The following is a 19435-nucleotide window of genomic DNA, read 5'->3' as shown; positions in this document are numbered from 1 at the left end:
CCTACCTGTCTTTTCCGGATTCCATGATTGATTTCAAAGTGGCGAGATCCTTTGCCACCCAACCGGCGTCGCCGGCAAATTGTTCAGCGCTCATGCCCGGCTGACGCAGCAGCGTGAACATCACCTCCGCCCCGTCGCCGTTCGGCACGACGCGCAGCGCGTTATGAACCTCGGTACCGTCCGCGAGCGTGACGAGATGATCGACGACGCCAAAGTCGTTGGCGGGGGCGAAGCGCACACGGGCCTCGCCGAGCGGTCCCGGCGCCAGCCAGTCCTCGCCGTCGCGCGTCAGGCCCGACGATAGGCCGGACGCCCAGCGCGGCATGTTCTCGGGCTTGGCCATGAAGGCATAGACCTCGCGCCAGTTGCGGGCGATGGTGGTGTGGATGATTTTTGCTTCAAGTGTCGCCATGCTCGGTTCTCCTGAGCGAGGACTAGCACGGGCGGCCTCACCGGTCTTGAACGAAACGGCCAGTCAGGCAGCCTGCCGATGGCCACCAAGCTGGCGGCGGATTTCCGACGGTGAAAGCGACGTTAGTTCCTTGGCCTCACGCGAAAGATGCGCCTGGTCGGCATAGCCGGCATCAAGGGCGAGGATGCCGAGGCCTACGGATGGCTCGCCGCGGCATGCCCCAAGGAATCGTTGCAGACGCAGGATGCGATCGAGGGTCTTGGCGCCATAGCCGAAATGTTCGTGGCAGCGGCGGCGCAGCGTCCGCTCGCTGGTGCCGGTGGCGGCGGCCAATGCGCTGATGGGGTTGTCGGACGAATCGCGCCGTTGCGTGAGATGGGCGAGCGCGGCTGCGACATCGCCGGGCGGCGGGGAGACGGCCGGTGAGCGCTCTAGCACTGCTGCCGCCATGATATCGGCGCGGATGGCATCCGGCGCGTCCTGAAGCTTGGCATCAAGTTCGCGCGCGGCTTTGCCCCAGAAGGCATCGAGCGGGACGATTTGACCGGTGATTTCCGAAAGCGATGCGCGCAGAAACGACGCGGCGACGCCCGGGCGGAAGCGCAGGCCGATGACCTTGGCGCCCGGCGCGATCACGGGAAAGGCAGCGGTCCGATCAGGGCCGGCAACGACGAGACCGCGATTGGACCAGAGGATGTCGACGCAGCCGTCGGGGACGACCGCGATCGGCGCGGGCGGTCCCTCCGGCATCTGGTGGCTCCACAGGCATTCGACATGCCCGGCGAGAGCGTGAGGCGCGGCACGCTCGCGATAGGTGCCGCGCTGTTTGGCCAGCGTCAGGGGCTCGAGGGAGCCGTGCATGCTTTCTCCTTCGCGACTGTCCTGCCTTGCCTTCAGCATAGCCGATATAGGGAAACATGCAGCAATTCAAAGTACTACGGCGACCTTTGCGCGTCTCATAAGGCGCGTGGCGTTGTGGTGCAGATGGGCTCGAGCGCAAGGCCCTTGGCGTCCTTCCGCACCAAAGGTCGTTGCCGACCGCTGTGGTTCCGATGGCTCGGACGTTTCGCCGCATGGCGCGGCCTTAGGCCGCAAACTTGACACAGATCAACGTTTTCGGCGGTCAAATCGGGCAAGACATGGCTCAATACGCGATATCCGGGATGTCCCACTTATGAATTCTCAATCCGCCGCCAACGCCGCATCCGTCGAACGCCACGAGGCCGAACCGGTCAATGCGGCGCATGTGCGCAAGCCGCTCTACGAAAAGCGCAAGAAGATCTTCCCGAAACGCGCCGAGGGCAGCTTCCGCCGCTTCAAGTGGCTGGTGATGCTGGTGACGCTCGGCATCTACTATCTGACGCCGTGGATCCGCTGGGATCGCGGCGAACATGCGCCAGATCAGGCGGTGCTGGTCGATCTCGCCGCCCGTCGCTTCTATTTCTTCTTCATCGAAATCTGGCCGCAGGAATTCTTCTTCGTGGCCGGCCTGCTGGTCATGGCAGGCTTCGGCCTGTTCCTGGTGACGTCTGCCGTCGGGCGCGCCTGGTGCGGCTATACCTGTCCGCAGACGGTGTGGGTCGATCTCTTCCTGGTGGTGGAGCGCTACATCGAAGGCGACCGCAACGCCCGCATGAAACTCGACACCGGCCCCTGGACGGGCGCCAAGATCGTCAAGCGCGTGTCGAAGCACTCGATCTGGATCCTGATCGGTATTGCCACCGGCGGCGCCTGGATCTTCTATTTCGCCGATGCGCCGACGCTTCTGAAAAGCTTCGTTTCGCTGGAAGCGCCAACCGTCGCCTACATGACCGTCGGCATCCTGACCGCCACCACCTATGTCTTCGGCGGGCTGATGCGCGAGCAGGTCTGCACCTATATGTGCCCTTGGCCGCGCATTCAGGCGGCGATGCTCGATGAGAATTCGCTGGTCGTCACCTATAACGACTGGCGCGGCGAGCCGCGCTCGCGCCACCAGAAGAAGGCGGTGGCAGCCGGGGAGGCCATCGGCGATTGCGTCGATTGCAACGCCTGCGTCGTCGTCTGTCCGATGGGCATCGACATCCGTGACGGCCAGCAGCTCGAATGCATCACCTGCGCGCTCTGCATCGACGCCTGCAACGGCGTCATGGACAAAGTCGGCCGCGAGCGCGGACTGATCTCCTATGCGACGCTGAACGACTATGCCTCCAACATGGCGCTTGCCACCAATGGCGGCACGACGGCGATCGACCCGAGCCGGGTTCGCAACGCGGATGGCGCCTTCTCCGACAAGGTCCGCCATTTCAACTGGAAGATCGTCTTCCGTCCGCGCGTGCTCGTCTATCTCGGTGTCTGGACGCTCGTCGGCATCGGGCTGCTCTATGCGCTTTTGTCGCGCGACCGGCTGGAGCTCAACGTGCTGCACGACCGCAACCCGCAATTCGTCGTCGAATCCGACGGTTCGGTGCGCAACGGCTACATGGTCAAGCTCTTGAACATGATCCCCGAACAACGCACCATCACGCTCGCGATCGACGGTATGTCTTCGGCGACGATGCGCATCGCCGGCCAGGCGGCGGGCGACGGCCGCACCTTTGCGATCGGCGTCGATCCGGACAAGGTGACGGCGGTCAAGGTGTTCGTGACGCTGCCGAAGGACAAGCTTGGCGAAGCGGCTGACGGTTTCAGCCTGATCGTTGAGGATCCGTCGAGCCACGAGCGCGACGTCTACAAGGCCAACTTCAACAGCCCGGGAGCCGCGAAATGATCACCAAACAGGCAAAGGCACCGCGGCCCTTCACCGGCTGGCATATGCTGGGCGTCATGGTGCTGTTCTTCGGCACGATCATCACCGTCAACCTGATCATGGCCTGGAATGCCAGCCATAGCTGGAGCGGGCTGGTCGTGCAGAACACCTATGTCGCGAGCCAGCAGTTCAACGGCAAGGTGAAGGAGGCGAAGGCCTTCGCCGCCAGCGGGCTCGAAGGCAAGCTCAGTGTCGAACAGGAAGCGCTGCGCTACACGCTGACGCGACAGGGCAAGCCGGAACTGACCGCGGACAAGGTGGTCGCGGTCCTGAAGCGCCCGGTCGAGGAGCATGAGGATGTGACGGTCGAGATGGCGCATCAGGGCGAGGGCGTGTTCGTTGCCGCCGCGACGCTGAAGCGCGGCCAGTGGATCGCCGATATCACCGCGACCAAGGGCGACACGGTCGTCTATCGCCAGGCCATCCGCTTCATGGCGCCGGGAGCAGCGCAATGAGCTGCTGCGCTCCTGGAACCGAAATGGCTCTGGAGATCGACAGGGCCGGGCAGGGACTGCCCACATCGGAAGAGCTCTGGCTGACGAGCCGGTCGCTCGGCGGCGGGTTGCGCCAGACGGACCTCAGCGTACCCGGCGTGCATTGCGGCGCCTGCATCGCGACACTTGAGGGCGCCTTGAAAGCGCGGCCCGAGGTTGAGCGGGCGCGCGTCAACCTTTCGTCGCGGCGGGTGGCGATCGTCTGGAAGGAAGAGGTCGATGACGCCCGCACCGATCCGCGGGAACTGGCGCGCACCATCCGCGCGCGGGGCTACGAGACCCATCTCTTCGCGCCGGGCGAGGAAGACGGCGACCAGACGCTGAAGCAGCTGGTGCGCGCCGTCGCCGTTGCGGGCTTTGCCTCGGCCAATATCATGCTGCTCTCCGTCTCCGTCTGGTCGGGCGCGGAGGCGGCCACGCGCGATCTCTTCCACTGGATCTCGGCGCTGATTGCCGCGCCGACGCTGATCTATTCCGGGCGCTTCTTCTACGCGTCCGCCTGGAATGCGCTGAAGCACGGCCGCACCAACATGGACGTGCCGATCGCGCTTGCGATCACGCTCTCCTTCTCGATCTCGCTCTACGAGACGATTACCCACGGCACCCATGCCTGGTTCGACGGCACGGTGATGCTTCTCTTCTTCCTGCTGATCGGCCGCACGCTCGATCATATGATGCGCGGGCGTGCGCGTTCTGCGATCAGCAGCTTGGCCAGGCTGTCGCCGCGCGGCGCGATGGTGCTCGATGCAGACGGCGGGCGCGAATATCGTCCGGTCGACGAGATCAAGCCGGGCGAAAAGCTGGCGATCGCCGCCGGCGAACGCATCCCGGTCGATGGTCGCATTCTCATCGGCGCCAGTGACCTCGATCGCTCGATCGTCAATGGCGAGAGCGCGCCGGTGCCGGTCAAGGCAGGCGACAGCGTCGAGGCGGGCACGCTGAACCTCACCGGACCGGTGACGATCGAGGCGACCGCTGCGGCGCGCGACTCGCTGCTTGCCGAGATCATGGGCCTGATGGAGGCCGCCGAAGGGGGCAGGGCACGCTATCGCCGTATCGCCGACCGGGCGGCGCAATATTACTCGCCCGCGGTGCACCTCCTGGCGCTTTTGAGCTTCATCGGCTGGATGTTCGTCAATGGCGACTTCCACCATGCGATGCTGGTTGCGGTCGCGGTATTGATCATCACCTGCCCCTGCGCGCTCGGGCTTGCGGTGCCGGTCGTGCAGGTGATTGCCGCCGGACGGCTGTTCCAGAATGGCGTCATGGTCAAGGACGGCTCGGCCATGGAGCGGCTGGCCGAGATCGACACGGTGCTGCTCGACAAAACCGGCACGCTGACGGTGGGCGAGCCACGGCTCGTCAATGGCGGGGACATTCAGCCCTCCGTGCTGGCGACGGCGGCGGGGCTGGCTGTTCATTCGCGCCATCCGTTGGCGATGGCCATTCATGATGCGGCGAAGGTTGCGCCCGTCATTGCCGGCGAGATCCGCGAGATTCCCGGTGCCGGCATCGAGGCCCGCACGGAAGCGGGCATCTACCGGCTCGGCAGCCGCGCTTTTGCCTGTGGCGACGCCGGCGAGGCGAGCGGCCAATCCGAGGCGATCCTGTCGCTCGACGGCCGCGAACTTGGCTGCCTCCGCTTCGAGGATCGGCTCAGGCCGTTCGCCCGCGAAAGCATTGAGGAGCTCGGTCGCCTGGGCCTGTCGACTGGCATTCTCTCCGGTGACCGCGAGCCTGTCGTGGCGGCCCTTGCCCGCCGGGTCGGCATCGACAGCTTCAAGGCCGAGCTGACGCCGCGTGGCAAGGTGGACGAATGTGCGCTTGCGGCCGAAGGTGGGCACCGCGTGCTGATGGTCGGCGACGGCATCAACGACGCGCCGGCGCTGCGCGCAGCCCATGTCTCGATGGCCCCGGCAACGGCGGCCGATGTCGGGCGCCAGGCCGCGGATTTCGTCTTCCTGCACCAGGGGCTGAATGCCGTGCCGATGGCGATCGACACCTCGCGCCGGGCTGGGCGGCTGATCCGCCAGAACTTCGCGCTGGCGATCGGTTACAACGTGATTGCCGTTCCGATCGCGATCCTCGGCTACGCCACCCCGCTGATCGCAGCCGTTGCCATGTCGACTTCGTCGGTGATCGTCGTTGCCAATGCCTTGCGTCTGCGTGCTGCCACCGGCAATGTTGCCGAGGAGGCGCGCGACGGCCAAGCGCCTGCCGCCCTTCGTCCAGTCGGGAATGCCTCATGAACACGCTGATCTATCTCATTCCCATCGCGTTGTTTCTCGGCGGCATCGGTCTCGCCGCCTTCCTCTGGGCGCTGAAGAGCGGCCAGTACGAAGACCTCGAAGGCGCGTCCTGGCGGGTGCTCGACGATGGCGACGGCAAGCCCGAAAAGAAGTGATTTTGTCAGTAATCGCTTGTCGTTAATCGATTTGAATGCCAAAACATCCTCCGCCGTCGCTTCTCGCGCCAGGGCCTTCGACAGAGCCCGCCGCGAGAGGGCGAAGTTCAATTCGAAGGGCCGGCACCGACGCGCTTATCCCGATCGCGCCCGGCACTTCTGTCCAATGGAGGCAATCACGTGTCACAGGCGGAAATCGGCCTAATCGGTCTCGGCGTCATGGGCTCGAACCTGGCGCTCAACATCGCTGAAAAGGGCAACAAGATCGCGGTGTTCAACCGCACCGTCGAGGCGACGCACAAATTCTACGCGGAAGCCGGTGAACTCAAGGGCCAGATCGTGCCCTGCGACACCATTGAAGAGTTTGTTGCCGCCATCCGTCCGCCGCGCCCGATCATCATCATGATCAAGGCCGGCGAGCCGGTCGACCAGCAGATGAAGATCCTCGAGCCCTACCTTTCCAAGGGCGACATCATGATCGACGCCGGCAACGCCAACTTCCGCGACACCATGCGCCGCTTCGAGGCGCTGAAGGACAGTGGCCTGACCTTCATTGGCATGGGTGTTTCCGGCGGTGAGGAAGGCGCGCGCCACGGCCCGTCGATCATGGTCGGCGGCAAGGAGGCGTCCTGGAAGCGCGTCGAGAGCGTTTTGACCTCGATCGCCGCGAAATACGACAACGACCCTTGCGTTGCCTGGCTCGGCGAAAACGGTGCCGGCCATTTCGTCAAGACCATCCACAACGGCATCGAATATGCCGACATGCAGATGATTGCCGAAATCTACGGCATCCTGCGTGACGGCCTGAAGATGTCGGCGACCGAAATCGGCGACGTCTTCGGCACCTGGAACAAGGGTCGCCTCAACTCCTACCTGATCGAGATCACCGAGAAGGTGCTGAAGGCGGCCGATCCTTTGACCGGCAAGCCGATCGTCGATTTGATCCTCGACAAGGCCGGCCAGAAGGGCACCGGCAAGTGGTCGGTGATCGAGGCGCAGAACATGGGCGTGCCGGCAACCGGCATCGAGGCGGCGGTGGCCGCGCGCAGCATCTCCTCGATGAAGGACGAGCGCGAGGCGGCCGAGAAGATCCTCGGGCTGCCTGAGGTCGGCGACTTCAAGGTGGCCGACAAGGCAGCCTTCATCAGGGATCTCGAAAGCGCGCTGCTGGCCGCCAAGATCGGCGCCTATGCGCAAGGCTTCGCGGTGATGTCGGCGGCATCGAAGGAGTTCAACTGGAACCTGCCGATGCCGACGATCGCCAAGATCTGGCGCGCCGGCTGCATCATCCGCTCGCAGTTCCTCGACGAGATCACCACCGCGTTCACCAAGGCGCCGGATGCTGCCAACCTGATCGTCACCCCGGCCTTCGCCGCCATGGTCAAGGAAACCGACGCAGCCCTGCGCCGCGTCGTTTCGGCTGCCGTTCTCGGCGGCCTGCCGGTGCCGGCGCTTGCCTCGGCGCTCGGCTACTTCGACAGCTACCGCCGCGGCCGCGGCACGGCCAACGTCATCCAGGCGCAGCGCGACTTCTTCGGCGCCCACGGATTCGACCGCGTCGACGGTGCCGACAGCCATCACGGCCCGTGGGGCAGCGGCCTCAACGGCTAGAGCAATTCCAGGAAAGTGCAAAGCGGTTTTCCGTCCGGAACTGCGTGATTTCAAAGACTTAGATCGCTTCAGTTTCGATGAAACAATGAAGTGATCTAAGTCTCGACGATAGAGCAGCTTGAGACGGGGCGGCCTTGGCTGCCCCGTTTGCGTTTTGGGCCGATGCCGCCGCTTCGTTCGGACAAGATGCTAAAGCGCGTCGCGATCTTTCAGATTCGCTCCCGCCCTTTAAGTTTTTGATATTTCGTATGTCGTTACCGCAAAACCGCTGCGCACTTTTGCGCGACACGCTTTAGCCCGTCATCGATGAGGTCGCTGATATCCCTGTGCCGCCCGATGCCCCCGGATTGGAGCAGGATTTGATTGGCAGGACGGCGAACACCGAGGCAATCATCAGCACAATAATGATCAGCACCAGCCTGTCGGTGAAGGTGGCTCGAAAGATCTGCAGCACATAGTGCTTGGTCTTCATCGTGCCCACGCGCTTTCATCGCCATCTGCGCATGATGGCTTCCGTGCACCGTGGACGTCATACGTCCGTTCATGTGAATTTGCTTGCTTCGTCGGGAAACTGCTGACGTCGCGTATTGTTCCGGGAAGGGCGCCTGGCGCTGCGATTGTCGCCAGGCGCTTTCGCCGATGGGCGTGACTAACGCCGATAGGCGTTGCGGTCGCCACCCGAGCGGCGGCGCTGTGCCCGCAGCTTGCCCAGCCTTTTCGGCGGATCGACAAAGATCACCAGCAGAAACCCGACGGCCATAAGCACGTATGCCGGGATCCCGGTCGCCGCGCTGCCGAAGAAAGCGCAAAGGGTGGCCAGCGCAAGGTAGATGCCGATGGTGAAGGGGTTGGATACAAAGCCCCATACGCGGTTCGTCATTCGGTCTTTCCATGCAATTTTCGGTGTCATGCCGAACATCACCTGTCTGAAGTGATTGGCAGCAGATGCTGCGATGGCGCCCCAGCCAGCCCAGCAATATGTGAATGGGGAGCGTCGCGACAATGACACTCGGACCTTTGACTGCGCGAATCGGACCAAAGTCCCATCGATTTCAAGCGGCCATCCGGTAGGATCTGTAGCAGCTGCTACGGTAGCACTTCACAAGAACCTAGTTTTTTCAGTACCGATTTAGAGCGGAGTCGCGTTGTGCGTTCGGGCTTTGCTTGTGGACCCTCGGTCCCCGCCGAGGAAGGCGGGCACTGCGAATGCTGGGCGCCGGCGCGCGACGCCCAGCTCGCCTATTTTCGTGTCAGCTCCGCAGACCGGGAGCTTCCTGGCCGGTGCGGGCGACATATTCGGTGTAGCCGCCGCCATACTGGTGGATGCCGTCCGGCGTCAGTTCGAGCACACGGTTGGACAGTGCGGCGAGGAAGTGGCGGTCGTGCGAGACGAAGAGCATGGTGCCTTCGTAGTCCGCCAGCGCCTTGATCAGCATTTCCTTGGTGTCGAGGTCGAGGTGGTTGGTCGGCTCGTCGAGAACCAGCAGGTTCGGCGGATCGAACAGCATGATTGCCATCACCAGGCGGGCCTTCTCGCCACCGGAAAGCACCCGGCACTTCTTCTCGACATCGTCGCCGGAAAAGCCGAAGCAGCCGGCAAGCGCGCGAAGCGGTGCCTGGCCTGCCTGCGGGAACGTGTCCTCAAGCTGCTGCAGCACCGTGCGGTCGCCATCGAGCACGTCCATGGCATGCTGGGCGAAGTAACCCAGCTTGACGCTGGCGCCAAGCGCGACGTTGCCTGCGTCCGGTTCGGTCGAGCCGGCAACGAGCTTCAGGAGCGTCGACTTGCCGGCGCCGTTGATGCCCATAATGCACCAGCGCTCGCGCCGGCGCACCATGAAGTCGAACCCTTCATAGATGCTGCGGCTGCCGTATTTCTTGTGCACGCCCTTGATGTTGATGACGTCTTCGCCGGAGCGTGGCGCCGGGCGGAATTCGAAAGCGACGCTCTGGCGGCGCTTCGGCGGCTCGACCCGGTCGATCTTGTCGAGCTTCTTCACCCGGCTCTGAACCTGAGAGGCGTGCGAGGCGCGGGCCTTGAAGCGCTCGATGAACTTGATCTCCTTGGCGAGCATAGCCTGCTGGCGCTCGAACTGCGCCTGCTGCTGCTTCTCGTTCTGGGCGCGCTGCTGCTCGTAGAAGCCGTAGTCGCCCGAATAGGCGTTGAGCGAGCCGCCGTCGATCTCGATGATCTTGGTGATGATGCGGTTCATGAACTCGCGGTCGTGCGAGGTCATCATCAGCGCGCCGTCGTAGTTCTTGAGGAAGTCCTCGAGCCAGATCAGGCTTTCGAGATCCAGATGGTTGCTCGGCTCGTCGAGCAGCATCACGTCGGGCCGCATCAGAAGAATACGGGCAAGCGCCACGCGCATCTTCCAGCCGCCCGAGAGCGCGCCGACATCGCCGTCCATCATCTCCTGGCTGAAGCTCAAGCCCGCCAGCACCTCGCGGGCGCGGCCTTCCAGCGCGTAGCCGTCGAGCTCCTCGTAGCGTGCCTGCACCTCGCCGTAGCGCTCGATGATCGCATCCATCTCGTCGAGCCGATCCGGATCGACCATCGCGGCTTCAAGCTCGCGCAGTTCGGCGGCGACTTCGCTGACCGGCCCGGCGCCGTTCATGACCTCGGCAACCGCGCTGCCGCCCGCCATCTCGCCGACGTCCTGGTTGAAGTAGCCGATGGTGATGCCCTTATCGACGGCGACCTGGCCTTCGTCAGGCACTTCCTCGCCGGTAATCATGCGGAAGAGCGAGGTTTTGCCGGCGCCGTTCGGGCCGACGAGGCCGACCTTTTCGCCGCGGTTGAGGGCGGCGGAGGCTTCGATGAAAAGGATGCGGTGGCTGAGCTGCTTGCTGATGTTTTCGATGCGGATCATGTCTGCTGTAGCCTGAAGGGAGGTGTGGGGCGCCGTCGCGCCCGATTGTTGCCCCGGCCTGTCGCAGGTTTCTGCGTCACAAGCAAGACTTCAGGGTGCTTCCGCGTCGTTTCACGACGCCCATGGCAAACTGTCGCTGGTCGACGACAGAGGGGCACGCCGTCTCCCAGATCCTCATTCCTGTGCCTGTCACAGGAATCCAGTCAGGCCCAAGTCTTTGGGCCGAAAAGACTCTTCCGCGCCGCGGACGCGGCGCTGCTGGATCCCTGTGACAGGGCACAGGGATGAGGGCGGAGATGTTTTCGGCTCAGGCCCGCAGACCGCGCGTGATCGGCGGCTGGAACTCCGGCTGGCTGAGGCTCTGCAGCGTTTCCGGCGGTTGGCCGTCGATATGGCCGATGACCGCCTTTGCCAGTTCGCGACCGGCAACGCGGATGTCCTCGTACATGGTCATCACCTCCGGGCGAAGCCAGCGCAGGAAGTCGCTCGGGGACTTCGAAACCATGTCGCAGTCTTCGCCGAGCTTCTTCTTGGCCATCTCCAGACCGGCGATCAGCGCGATCGCGCCTGAACCGCTGCCCGAGATGATGCCGTCGGGCGCGTCCTCCGAGCGCATCAGCACCTCGAAGGCGTCGCGGATTTCGACCAGAGAATGGTCGATATTGGTCTGGTGGAAGCCGATTGCATCGGCCTGAAAGTCGCGAAGGCCCCGTTCGAAGCCGGCGCGCATATGCGAATAAAAGGTGAGATGCGGCGGCGGCTCGAGCAGCACCAGGCGCCGCCGGCCGCGCGCGACGAGCTTGCGCACCGCCTCATAGGCGAAGCGCTCGTTGTCGAAGTCGTGATAGGGGTGGACGATGCCCATTTCGGTGCGGCCGTGGGTGACGAAAGGCAGGCCGCGCTCGGTCAGAAGTGCCACGCGCGGATCGTGCGGCTCGGTGCGCGAGATGATCACGCCGTCGGCAGCGCCCGTGTCGAGGATGTAGCGGATCGGCGCCAGGGCATCCTTGACGGCGCTATAGGGGGTGACCACGAGGTGATAGGGCGTGCCCGCGAGGATCTCGGTGATGCCGACGACCATCGGGCTGGTGATGCCCATGATCTCTTCTTCCAGCGTCAATACGAGACTGATGACGTTGGTCTTGCCGGTTCTGAGCCGCACGCCGGCGCGGTTCGGCTGGTAGCCGATCTGCTTGGCGACGAGACGCACGCGTTCCTTGGTTTCCGCGCCGATATCGGGCGCATCCTTCAGCGCCCGGGAAACCGTGGTGATGCCGAGCCCGGTCATGAAGGCGATCGTCTTCAGCGTTGGCCGGCCGCCATCCGGCAGTGTTTGCGGCCTGTTTTTCGTCTTGCTGTCCATTGCCGTCACCCGCCCACTCTCTGCCCGCGCGCCGCCAGTTTTGCCCGCCCGGCGGCGAAACGCGTCGGTTCAGCCCTGTCCACTGCTGCCTGCCGCGTCACTTTATCGCCTTATATACGAAAAGCAGCGAGCGGCTATCCTGCTTTGGACCGATAAAATTGCTTCAAATCTGTAACGATACAGTTGCGATGTCGAGCGTTTTCGTTGCTGCACTGCGGAATCTGAAGCGGTCTGGTTGAATCGCACCTTGGGGCGGGTGTCTTTTGCGCTTGCGAGACGATGATCTCCACAACGGCGCAAGGCACTCGCTGAAGTTCTATAAATATCAGCTATATAAGCGAGTCTTCTGCAAGACGCGAAGGGGCAGGCGCCGGGCGCAAAGCGCTTTGGACGTCCGCTGTCATCTGCACGCAATAGGTGTTTTCTAAGATTCTGTTTAAATCGATTGTGGTGGGTGTTGCGTCCTGTAATCGATTGCATTAAGTTTTTTACGGTAACGTTACAGTGAGGGAGGAGACTCATGAAAATACGTTCTTTTGCAGCCATGCTCGCGACCGCGGTGGCCCTGCCACTCGGTGCGGCCAGTGCCGCCGATCTTGAAGTAACCCATTGGTGGACGTCCGGCGGCGAAGCAGCCGCGGTCGCGGAACTCGCGAAGGCCTTCGACGCAACGGGCAATCACTGGGTTGACGGCGCAATCGCCGGCTCCGGCGGCACTGCCCGCCCGATCATGATCAGCCGCATCACCGGCGGTGATCCGATGGGCGCCACGCAGTTCAACCACGGCCGCCAGGCAGAAGAGCTGGTTCAGGCCGGCCTGATGCGCGACCTGACCGACGTCGCGACCCGCGAGAAGTGGAAGGACATCATCAAGCCGGCAAGCCTGCTCGATTCCTGCACCATCGACGGCAAGATCTATTGCGCCCCGGTCAACATCCACTCCTGGCAGTGGCTGTGGCTGTCGAACGCCGCCTTCAAGACGGCCGGCGTCGAAGTTCCGAAGAACTGGGACGAGTTTGTTGCCGCCGCACCGGCGCTGGAAAAGGCCGGCATCGTGCCGCTCGCAGTCGGTGGCCAGCCCTGGCAGGCAGCCGGCGCCTTCGACGTGCTGATGGTGGCGATCGCCGGCAAGGACACGTTCCAGAAGGTCTTCGGCGACAAGGATGAGGAAGTCGCGGCCGGTCCTGAGATCGCCAAGGTCTTCAAGGCCGCTGACGACGCCCGCCGCATGTCCAAGGGCACCAATGTCCAGGACTGGAACCAGGCGACGAACATGGTCATCACCGGCAAGGCCGGCGGCCAGATCATGGGTGACTGGGCTCAAGGTGAATTCGCGCTTGCCGGCCAGAAGGCCGGAACGGATTACACCTGCCTTCCGGGTCTCGGCGTCAACGAGATCATTTCGACCGGTGGCGACGCATTCTACTTCCCGCTGCTGAAGGACGAAGAAAAGTCCAAGGCGCAGGAGGCGTTGGCTTCGACGCTGCTCGATCCGAAGACCCAGGTCGCCTTCAATCTCAAGAAGGGCTCGCTGCCGGTGCGTGGCGACGTCGACCTCGCAGCCGCCAACGACTGCATGAAGAAGGGCCTGGGCATCCTTGCCAAGGGCAACGTGATCCAGGGCACCGACCAGCTGCTTTCGGCCGACAGCCAGAAGCAGAAGGAGGACCTGTTCTCCGAATTCTTCGCCAACTCGTCGATCACGCCGGAAGACGCGCAGAAGCGTTTCGCCGACATCATCGCCGCGGCGGAGTGACCGCAACTGCCTGATTGACCGGCTCCGCCTTGATGTGGAGCCGGCCAAGGCCTCCCTTTCGGTGCGGGGTGACCGCGCCGGCGGCCGCGTGTGAGCTCGCTTTACGCGGTACCTCAAGGGAGCGGTTGTCGCCCTGATGCGGCAGGACGTTGCGCGTTGAGCGCGCGGCGCTGCCCATCGTCCGAAACCCAATGCAGTTCCGGAGGAACGAAACATGGCAGGTCACACACAAGGTTCGGGCCGACCGAACCAGTGGCTGCGGAACCTGAACGCGAAGATTGCCTCCGTCCCGATGATCCTGACGGCCGTGGTGATTTTTCTCGGCGGCACGATCTGGACGGTCGTCTATTCCTTCACCAATTCCAAGCTCTTGCCGCGGCTATCCTTCGTCGGCCTCGATCAGTACGAGCGCCTCTGGGACGCGCCGCGCTGGCTGGTCTCGGTGCAAAACCTGGCGATCTACGGCATCTTCTCGCTGATCTTCAGCCTGGTCATCGGCTTCGTGCTGGCGGCTCTGATGGACCAGAAGATCCGCTTCGAAAACACCTTCCGCACCATTATGCTCTATCCCTTCGCCCTGTCCTTCATCGTGACGGGCCTGGTGTGGCAATGGCTGCTCAATCCGGAATTCGGCATCCAGTCTGTGGTGCGTTCGGCCGGCTGGGAGAGCTTCACCTTCGACCCGCTCTATAACGCAGACATCGTCATCTACGGCATTCTGATCGCCGCGCTCTGGCAGGGCACCGGGCTTGTCATGTGCCTGATGCTTGCGGGGCTTCGCGGCATCGACGAGGACATCTGGAAGGCCGCGCGCGTCGACGGCATTCCGATGTGGAAGACCTACATCTTCGTCGTCATCCCGATGATGCGCGGCGTCTTCATCACCACGCTGGTGATTATCGCGAGCGGCATCGTCAAGGTCTACGACCTGGTGGTGGCGCAGACGAGCGGCGGCCCCGGCATCGCCTCTGAAGTGCCCGCTAAATACGTCTACGACTACATGTTCCAGGCGCAGAACCTCGGTCAGGGCTTCGCCGCCTCGACCATGATGCTGATCACCGTCGCCATCATCATCGTGCCTTGGGCCTATCTGGAATTCGGGGGAGGGCGCAAGCGTGTCTGATATCGTTGCTTTCAATTCGGTGGCTGACGAAGCCGCACCTCAGGCGCAGACGGACCGCGTCATTGCCGGCCCACGCGGTCGCAAACCCCGCCGGGCGCTGTCGGGCCGTAATATCATGATCTACGGCACGCTGATCGTGGTCGCACTCTACTACCTGCTGCCGCTCTATGTGATGGTCATGACCTCGCTCAAGGGCATGCCGGAAATCCGGCTCGGCAACATCTTCGCCCCGCCGGTGGAAATCACCTTCGAGCCCTGGGCGAAGGCCTGGGCGAGTGCCTGCACCGGTCTCAACTGTGACGGCCTTTCGCGCGGCTTCTGGAACTCGGTGCGCATCACCGTTCCCTCGACGATCGTCTCGATCGCGATCGCCTCGGTCAACGGCTACGCGCTTGCCAACTGGCGCTTCAAGGGGGCGGAGCTGTTCTTCACCATCCTGATCGTCGGCGCCTTCATTCCCTATCAGGTGATGATCTACCCGATCGTCATCGTGCTCCGAGAAATGGGCATCTACGGCACGTTGACCGGCCTCATCATCGTGCACACGATCTTCGGCATGCCGATCCTGACGCTGCTCTTCCGCAACTATTTCGCCGGCCTGCCGGAGGAACTGTTCAAGGCGGCGCGCGTCGATGGCGCCGGGTTCTGGACCATCTACTTCAGGATCATGCTGCCGATGTCGCTGCCGATCTTCGTCGTGGCGATGATCCTGCAGGTTACCGGCATCTGGAACGACTTCCTGTTCGGCGTCGTGTTCACCCGGCCGGAATATTACCCGATGACGGTTCAGCTGAACAACATCGTCAACTCGGTCCAGGGCGTGAAGGAATACAACGTCAACATGGCGGCGACGATCCTGACCGGGGCGGTTCCGCTCTTCGTCTACTTCGTTTCCGGACGGCTTTTTGTCCGCGGCATCGCCGCCGGCGCAGTGAAAGGGTAACAACATGCAAAACGTCAGCGTATCGGTCAAAGACCTGTCGTTGAGCTTCGGTGCCGTCACTGTGCTCGACACGCTCAACCTCGACATCAAGGACGGCGAGTTCCTGGTGCTACTCGGCTCGTCCGGCTGCGGCAAGTCGACCCTGCTCAACTGCATCGCCGGTCTACTCGATGTCAGCGACGGGCAGATCTTCATCAAAAACAAGAACGTCACCTGGGAGGAGCCCAAGGACCGCGGCATCGGCATGGTGTTCCAGTCCTACGCGCTCTATCCGCAGATGTCGGTGGAGAAGAATCTCTCCTTCGGCCTGCAGGTCGCAAAGGTCCCGAAGGAGGAGATCGACAAGCGCGTGCGCCGCGCCTCCGAGATCTTGCAGATCCAGCCGCTCCTGAAGCGCAAACCGTCTGAGCTTTCCGGTGGCCAGCGCCAGCGGGTGGCGATCGGCCGGGCGCTGGTGCGCGATGTCGACGTGTTCCTCTTCGACGAGCCGCTTTCCAACCTCGACGCCAAGCTGCGCTCGGAGCTGCGCGTCGAGATCAAGAGGCTGCACCAGTCGCTGAAGAACACGATGATCTACGTCACCCACGACCAGATCGAGGCGCTGACGCTCGCCGATCGTATTGCTGTCATGAAGAGCGGCGTGATCCAGCAGCTGGCCGACCCGATGACGATCTACAACGCCCCGGAAAACCTGTTCGTCGCCGGCTTCATCGGTTCGCCGTCGATGAACTTCTTCCGCGGCGAGCTGCAGCTTCGCGACCAGCGCGCCTACGTCCACGCCAACGGCGTCGACTTCGACGTGTCCGCCTATCCGTCGCGGGCACCCCTGGTGCACGGGCAGAAGGTTGTCCTCGGCCTCAGGCCCGAACATGTGCGCGTCGACGAGGCGGCAAGCGGGGCCGCGGCCTCGCACCGGGCGGTGGTCGATATCGAGGAGCCGATGGGCGCCGACAACCTCTTATGGCTGAAACTCGCCGGGCAGTCGATGTCGGTGCGCATCGCCGGCCAGCGGCGCTATGCGCCCGGCACGGCGGTGACGCTCTCCTTCGACATGGCCGTCGCCTCGATCTTCGATGCGACGAGCGAGAACCGACTCTGAGATAAGGAGATGCTGGGCAGGGACCTCTGCCCGGCATCTCCCAGCAATGACAGCGCCGGCGTCGCCGGTCGATCCATGGAAATACGACAATGCTCTCTGAGGATTTCACCCGAACCGCCATCCGTCTCGACCTTTCGGGGGATTGGCAGCTCAGCTCGGTCGACAACAGCCACAGCTTGGCGATGGCGCTGCCGGGCGACGTGCACTCGGCCTTGCAGAAAGCGGGCGTGATCGAAGACCCCTATGTCAGTCGCAACGAGAACGACGTTCAGTGGGTGGCGCATAAGGACTGGGTGATCGAGCGAACGGTCACGGTCGCCGCCGACGAACTCGCGGGCTACTGGTATCTCGACCTCGAATGCCTTGATACCGTTGCCTCGGTCTTCGTCAACGACACGCTGGTGCTCGAAGCGGAGAACTGCTTCCGCCGCTACAGGCCGGAGGTCTCGCGCGCGATCGTCGCCGGCGAAAACCGCATCCGCATCGTGCTGCATTCCTCGATTTCCGAAGGCGCGCGCCGGCAGGCCGAGCAACCCTTCTACGTGCCTTACCATCCCGGCAATTCGCCGATCGCCAATGGCAACATGCTGAGGAAGCCCCAGTGCCACTTCGGTTGGGACTGGAACCTCGCGATCGCGCCGCTCGGCGTCTACGGCGAGATTGCTCTCTGCCGGCTGGAGATCGCCCGCATCGAGCATGTGACGACCAAGCAGGTCTGGCTTGAGGACGGTTCGGTCGATCTCGTGGTGACGGTGACCTTGTTTGCCGACGCGCCCGGCATCGTGCCCATACATTTTTCGCTCGACGAGGACCGCGAACGGCTGGACTGCGCCGTCGGCAAAGGCGAGACGCGCATCACCCATGTCTTCACCGTGACCAGGCCGAAGCGCTGGTGGCCGGCGGGTAGCGGCGAGCAGCACCTGTCGCGCCTGACAGTGGACCTGCCGCAGGAGCAGGTGAGCCGCCAGATCGGATTCCGCGCGATCGAGCTGCTGACCGACAAGGACGAGGCTGGCAGCCGCTTTGCCTTCCGCGTCAACGGCCGCGAGATCTTCTGCAAGGGTGCCAACTGGATCCCGGCCGATGCGCTGATGTCACGGGTGACGCCAGAGGGCGTCGAGGATCTGCTGACCTCGGCAGTGGACGCCAACATGAACATGATCCGGGTCTGGGGCGGCGGCTTCTACGAGCCGGACTGGTTCTACGATCTCTGCGACCGGCTCGGGCTCATGGTCTGGCAGGACTTCATGTTTGCCTGCAACCTCTATCCCTCGACCCCGGATTTCCTGGAGAATGTCGCGGCAGAGGTGGATTATCAGGCAAAGCGCCTGTCGTCGCATCCATCGATCACGGTCTGGTGCGGCGACAACGAGTTGGTCGGCGCGCTCACCTGGTTCGACGAACCGCGCAAGGATCGCGACCGCTATCTCGTTTCCTATGACCGGCTGAACCGCACGATCGAGGTGGCGCTGAAAGCGGCACTTCCCGAAGCGATCTGGTGGCCGTCGAGCCCGGCGTCCGGCTATCTCGATTTCGGCGATGCCTGGCATGCCGATGGTTCCGGCGACATGCACTACTGGTCGGTCTGGCACGAGAACAAGTCCTTCGACAATTACCGCACCGTGCGCCCGCGTTTCTGCTCGGAGTTCGGCTTCCAGTCCTATACGTCGATGCCGGTCATCCGGCAGTTTGCGGCGGAGAAGGACCTCAACATCGCGTCGCCTGTGATCGAGAGCCACCAGAAGAATGTCGGCGGCAATGAGCGCATCGCCGGCACGATGTTCCGATATTTCCGCTTCCCCAAGGATTTCCCGGCTTTCGTTTATCTCAGCCAGGTCCAGCAGGGGCTGGCGATCCGCACGGCCGTCGACTATTGGCGCTCGCTAAAACCCCATTGCATGGGCACGCTCTACTGGCAGCTCAACGACACCTGGCCGGTCGCCTCCTGGTCGAGCCTCGACTATGGTGGCAGCTGGAAGGCGATGCACTATATGGTCCGCCGGTTCTTCCAGCCGGTTTCGGTCGCGGCCATCCCATCGGCGGATGGCAGAGAGATCGCCTTCTCGATGGTCAACGATACGGCGGAGCCGGTGACGGTCGAGCTTCAGACCTTCCTGGTTTCGCTCGATGGCAAGCGCACGCCGCTGACGGCGGCCGCCGGCACCTGCAGCCCGGATCGCGCGGCGACCCTGGTGACGCTTGCGGCTTCCGATATTCCGGCGGATCACCTGTTGTTCTGGTCGTTCGATGCATCGAACGGCATGCGCGGCGAGGGGCACCACGCCAACGGCACCTACAAGGCACTCGACCTGCAACCGTCCGGTTTGACACTCGATGTGGCGCCGGCGGGCGAAGGCGCTTTCGACGTCAGCGTCAAGGCAAGCGGCCTGGCGCTGCATGTGATGATCGAGGCCGATGTCGCCGGCCGATACTCCGACAATGCCTTTGATCTGCTGGCCGGGGAAACCAAGCTTGTCCGCTTCACGCCGAAGGTGCCGCTCGCCGCAGGCGAGCTTCCGCGCTTTGCCGCCTTCGATCTTGAATCCTGCCAGGGAAAAGGTTGACCGCC

Annotated in this window: 16 protein-coding genes; 10 read left to right on the top strand and 6 right to left on the bottom strand. The window is 63.3% G+C overall.

All coding sequences use genetic code 11. The features are described 5' to 3' along the window. Position 1: 1 nt before the first annotated feature. Entirely contained in the window at positions 2–412 is a 411-nt protein-coding gene (locus tag IB265_RS08510) for an SRPBCC family protein (RefSeq protein ID WP_113737656.1), read from the bottom strand. Between the two features lie 63 nt (positions 413–475). Next, a complete protein-coding gene (locus IB265_RS08505) occupies positions 476–1273 on the bottom strand; it encodes a helix-turn-helix domain-containing protein (protein ID WP_162771009.1) in 798 nt (265 codons plus the stop codon). A gap of 313 nt (positions 1274–1586) precedes the next feature. On the opposite strand from IB265_RS08505, the gene ccoG reads away from it, so the two are divergent. The 5 genes from ccoG to gndA all read left to right on the top strand — a co-directional run bounded on the left by ccoG (position 1587) and on the right by gndA (position 7709). Continuing rightward, positions 1587–3161, top strand: a complete 1575-nt coding sequence (gene ccoG, locus IB265_RS08500) for a cytochrome c oxidase accessory protein CcoG (RefSeq protein WP_113737658.1) — start codon at positions 1587–1589, stop codon at positions 3159–3161. Beyond that, entirely contained in the window at positions 3158–3655 is a 498-nt protein-coding gene (locus tag IB265_RS08495; protein WP_058326996.1) for a FixH family protein, read from the top strand. Before ccoG ends, IB265_RS08495 begins: the two co-directional genes overlap by 4 nt. Then, entirely contained in the window at positions 3652–5943 is a 2292-nt protein-coding gene (locus IB265_RS08490) for a cation-translocating P-type ATPase (RefSeq protein ID WP_113737659.1), read from the top strand. Before IB265_RS08495 ends, IB265_RS08490 begins: the two co-directional genes overlap by 4 nt. Then, positions 5940–6098 (top strand): cbb3-type cytochrome oxidase assembly protein CcoS, encoded by a 159-nt coding sequence (ccoS, locus tag IB265_RS08485; protein ID WP_034788403.1) that lies wholly within the window; start codon positions 5940–5942, stop codon positions 6096–6098. Before IB265_RS08490 ends, ccoS begins: the two co-directional genes overlap by 4 nt. Before the next feature lie 180 nt (positions 6099–6278). Further along, positions 6279–7709, top strand: coding sequence for an NADP-dependent phosphogluconate dehydrogenase (gndA, locus tag IB265_RS08480; protein WP_192494752.1), 1431 nt, complete (start codon positions 6279–6281; stop codon positions 7707–7709). A 292-nt stretch (positions 7710–8001) separates the two neighbouring features. On the opposite strand, the gene IB265_RS08475 is transcribed toward gndA, so the two are convergent. The 4 genes from IB265_RS08475 to IB265_RS08460 all read right to left on the bottom strand — a co-directional run bounded on the left by IB265_RS08475 (position 8002) and on the right by IB265_RS08460 (position 11945). Further along, a complete protein-coding gene (locus tag IB265_RS08475; RefSeq protein ID WP_057254241.1) occupies positions 8002–8181 on the bottom strand; it encodes a hypothetical protein in 180 nt (59 codons plus the stop codon). A 177-nt stretch (positions 8182–8358) separates the two neighbouring features. Next, positions 8359–8589: a hypothetical protein gene (locus tag IB265_RS08470; RefSeq protein ID WP_058328736.1), complete on the bottom strand. Its 231-nt coding sequence runs from the start codon at positions 8587–8589 to the stop codon at positions 8359–8361. Between the two features lie 370 nt (positions 8590–8959). After that, positions 8960–10582 (bottom strand): ABC-F family ATP-binding cassette domain-containing protein, encoded by a 1623-nt coding sequence (locus IB265_RS08465; protein WP_058324201.1) that lies wholly within the window; start codon positions 10580–10582, stop codon positions 8960–8962. Positions 10583–10889: 307 nt separating this feature from the next. Continuing rightward, complete coding sequence (locus IB265_RS08460) at positions 10890–11945, bottom strand: LacI family transcriptional regulator (RefSeq protein ID WP_057254246.1); 1056 nt, start codon at positions 11943–11945, stop codon at positions 10890–10892. A gap of 520 nt (positions 11946–12465) precedes the next feature. Between IB265_RS08460 and IB265_RS08455 the strand changes: the two genes are divergently transcribed. From IB265_RS08455 to IB265_RS08435, 5 genes are all read left to right on the top strand, one after another. Next, positions 12466–13701, top strand: a complete 1236-nt coding sequence (locus IB265_RS08455) for an ABC transporter substrate-binding protein (RefSeq protein WP_113736691.1) — start codon at positions 12466–12468, stop codon at positions 13699–13701. 214 nt (positions 13702–13915) lie between these two features. Next, positions 13916–14824, top strand: coding sequence for a carbohydrate ABC transporter permease (locus IB265_RS08450; RefSeq protein ID WP_058324203.1), 909 nt, complete (start codon positions 13916–13918; stop codon positions 14822–14824). Positions 14825–14939: 115 nt separating this feature from the next. After that, positions 14940–15767: a carbohydrate ABC transporter permease gene (locus IB265_RS08445; RefSeq protein ID WP_210334467.1), complete on the top strand. Its 828-nt coding sequence runs from the start codon at positions 14940–14942 to the stop codon at positions 15765–15767. 4 nt (positions 15768–15771) lie between these two features. Next, positions 15772–16866 (top strand): ABC transporter ATP-binding protein, encoded by a 1095-nt coding sequence (locus IB265_RS08440; protein ID WP_057254254.1) that lies wholly within the window; start codon positions 15772–15774, stop codon positions 16864–16866. Positions 16867–16955: 89 nt separating this feature from the next. After that, on the top strand, positions 16956–19430 hold the full coding sequence (locus IB265_RS08435; protein WP_113736689.1) for a glycoside hydrolase family 2 protein: 2475 nt from the start codon (positions 16956–16958) through the stop codon (positions 19428–19430). The last annotated feature ends 5 nt before the right edge of the window (positions 19431–19435 follow it).

This window comes from Ensifer sp. ENS10, assembly GCF_014852025.1.
Lineage (GTDB): Bacteria > Pseudomonadota > Alphaproteobacteria > Rhizobiales > Rhizobiaceae > Ensifer.
Note: the sequence above shows the minus strand (reverse complement) of the source record. Positions and strands in the feature narration are given on the sequence as shown.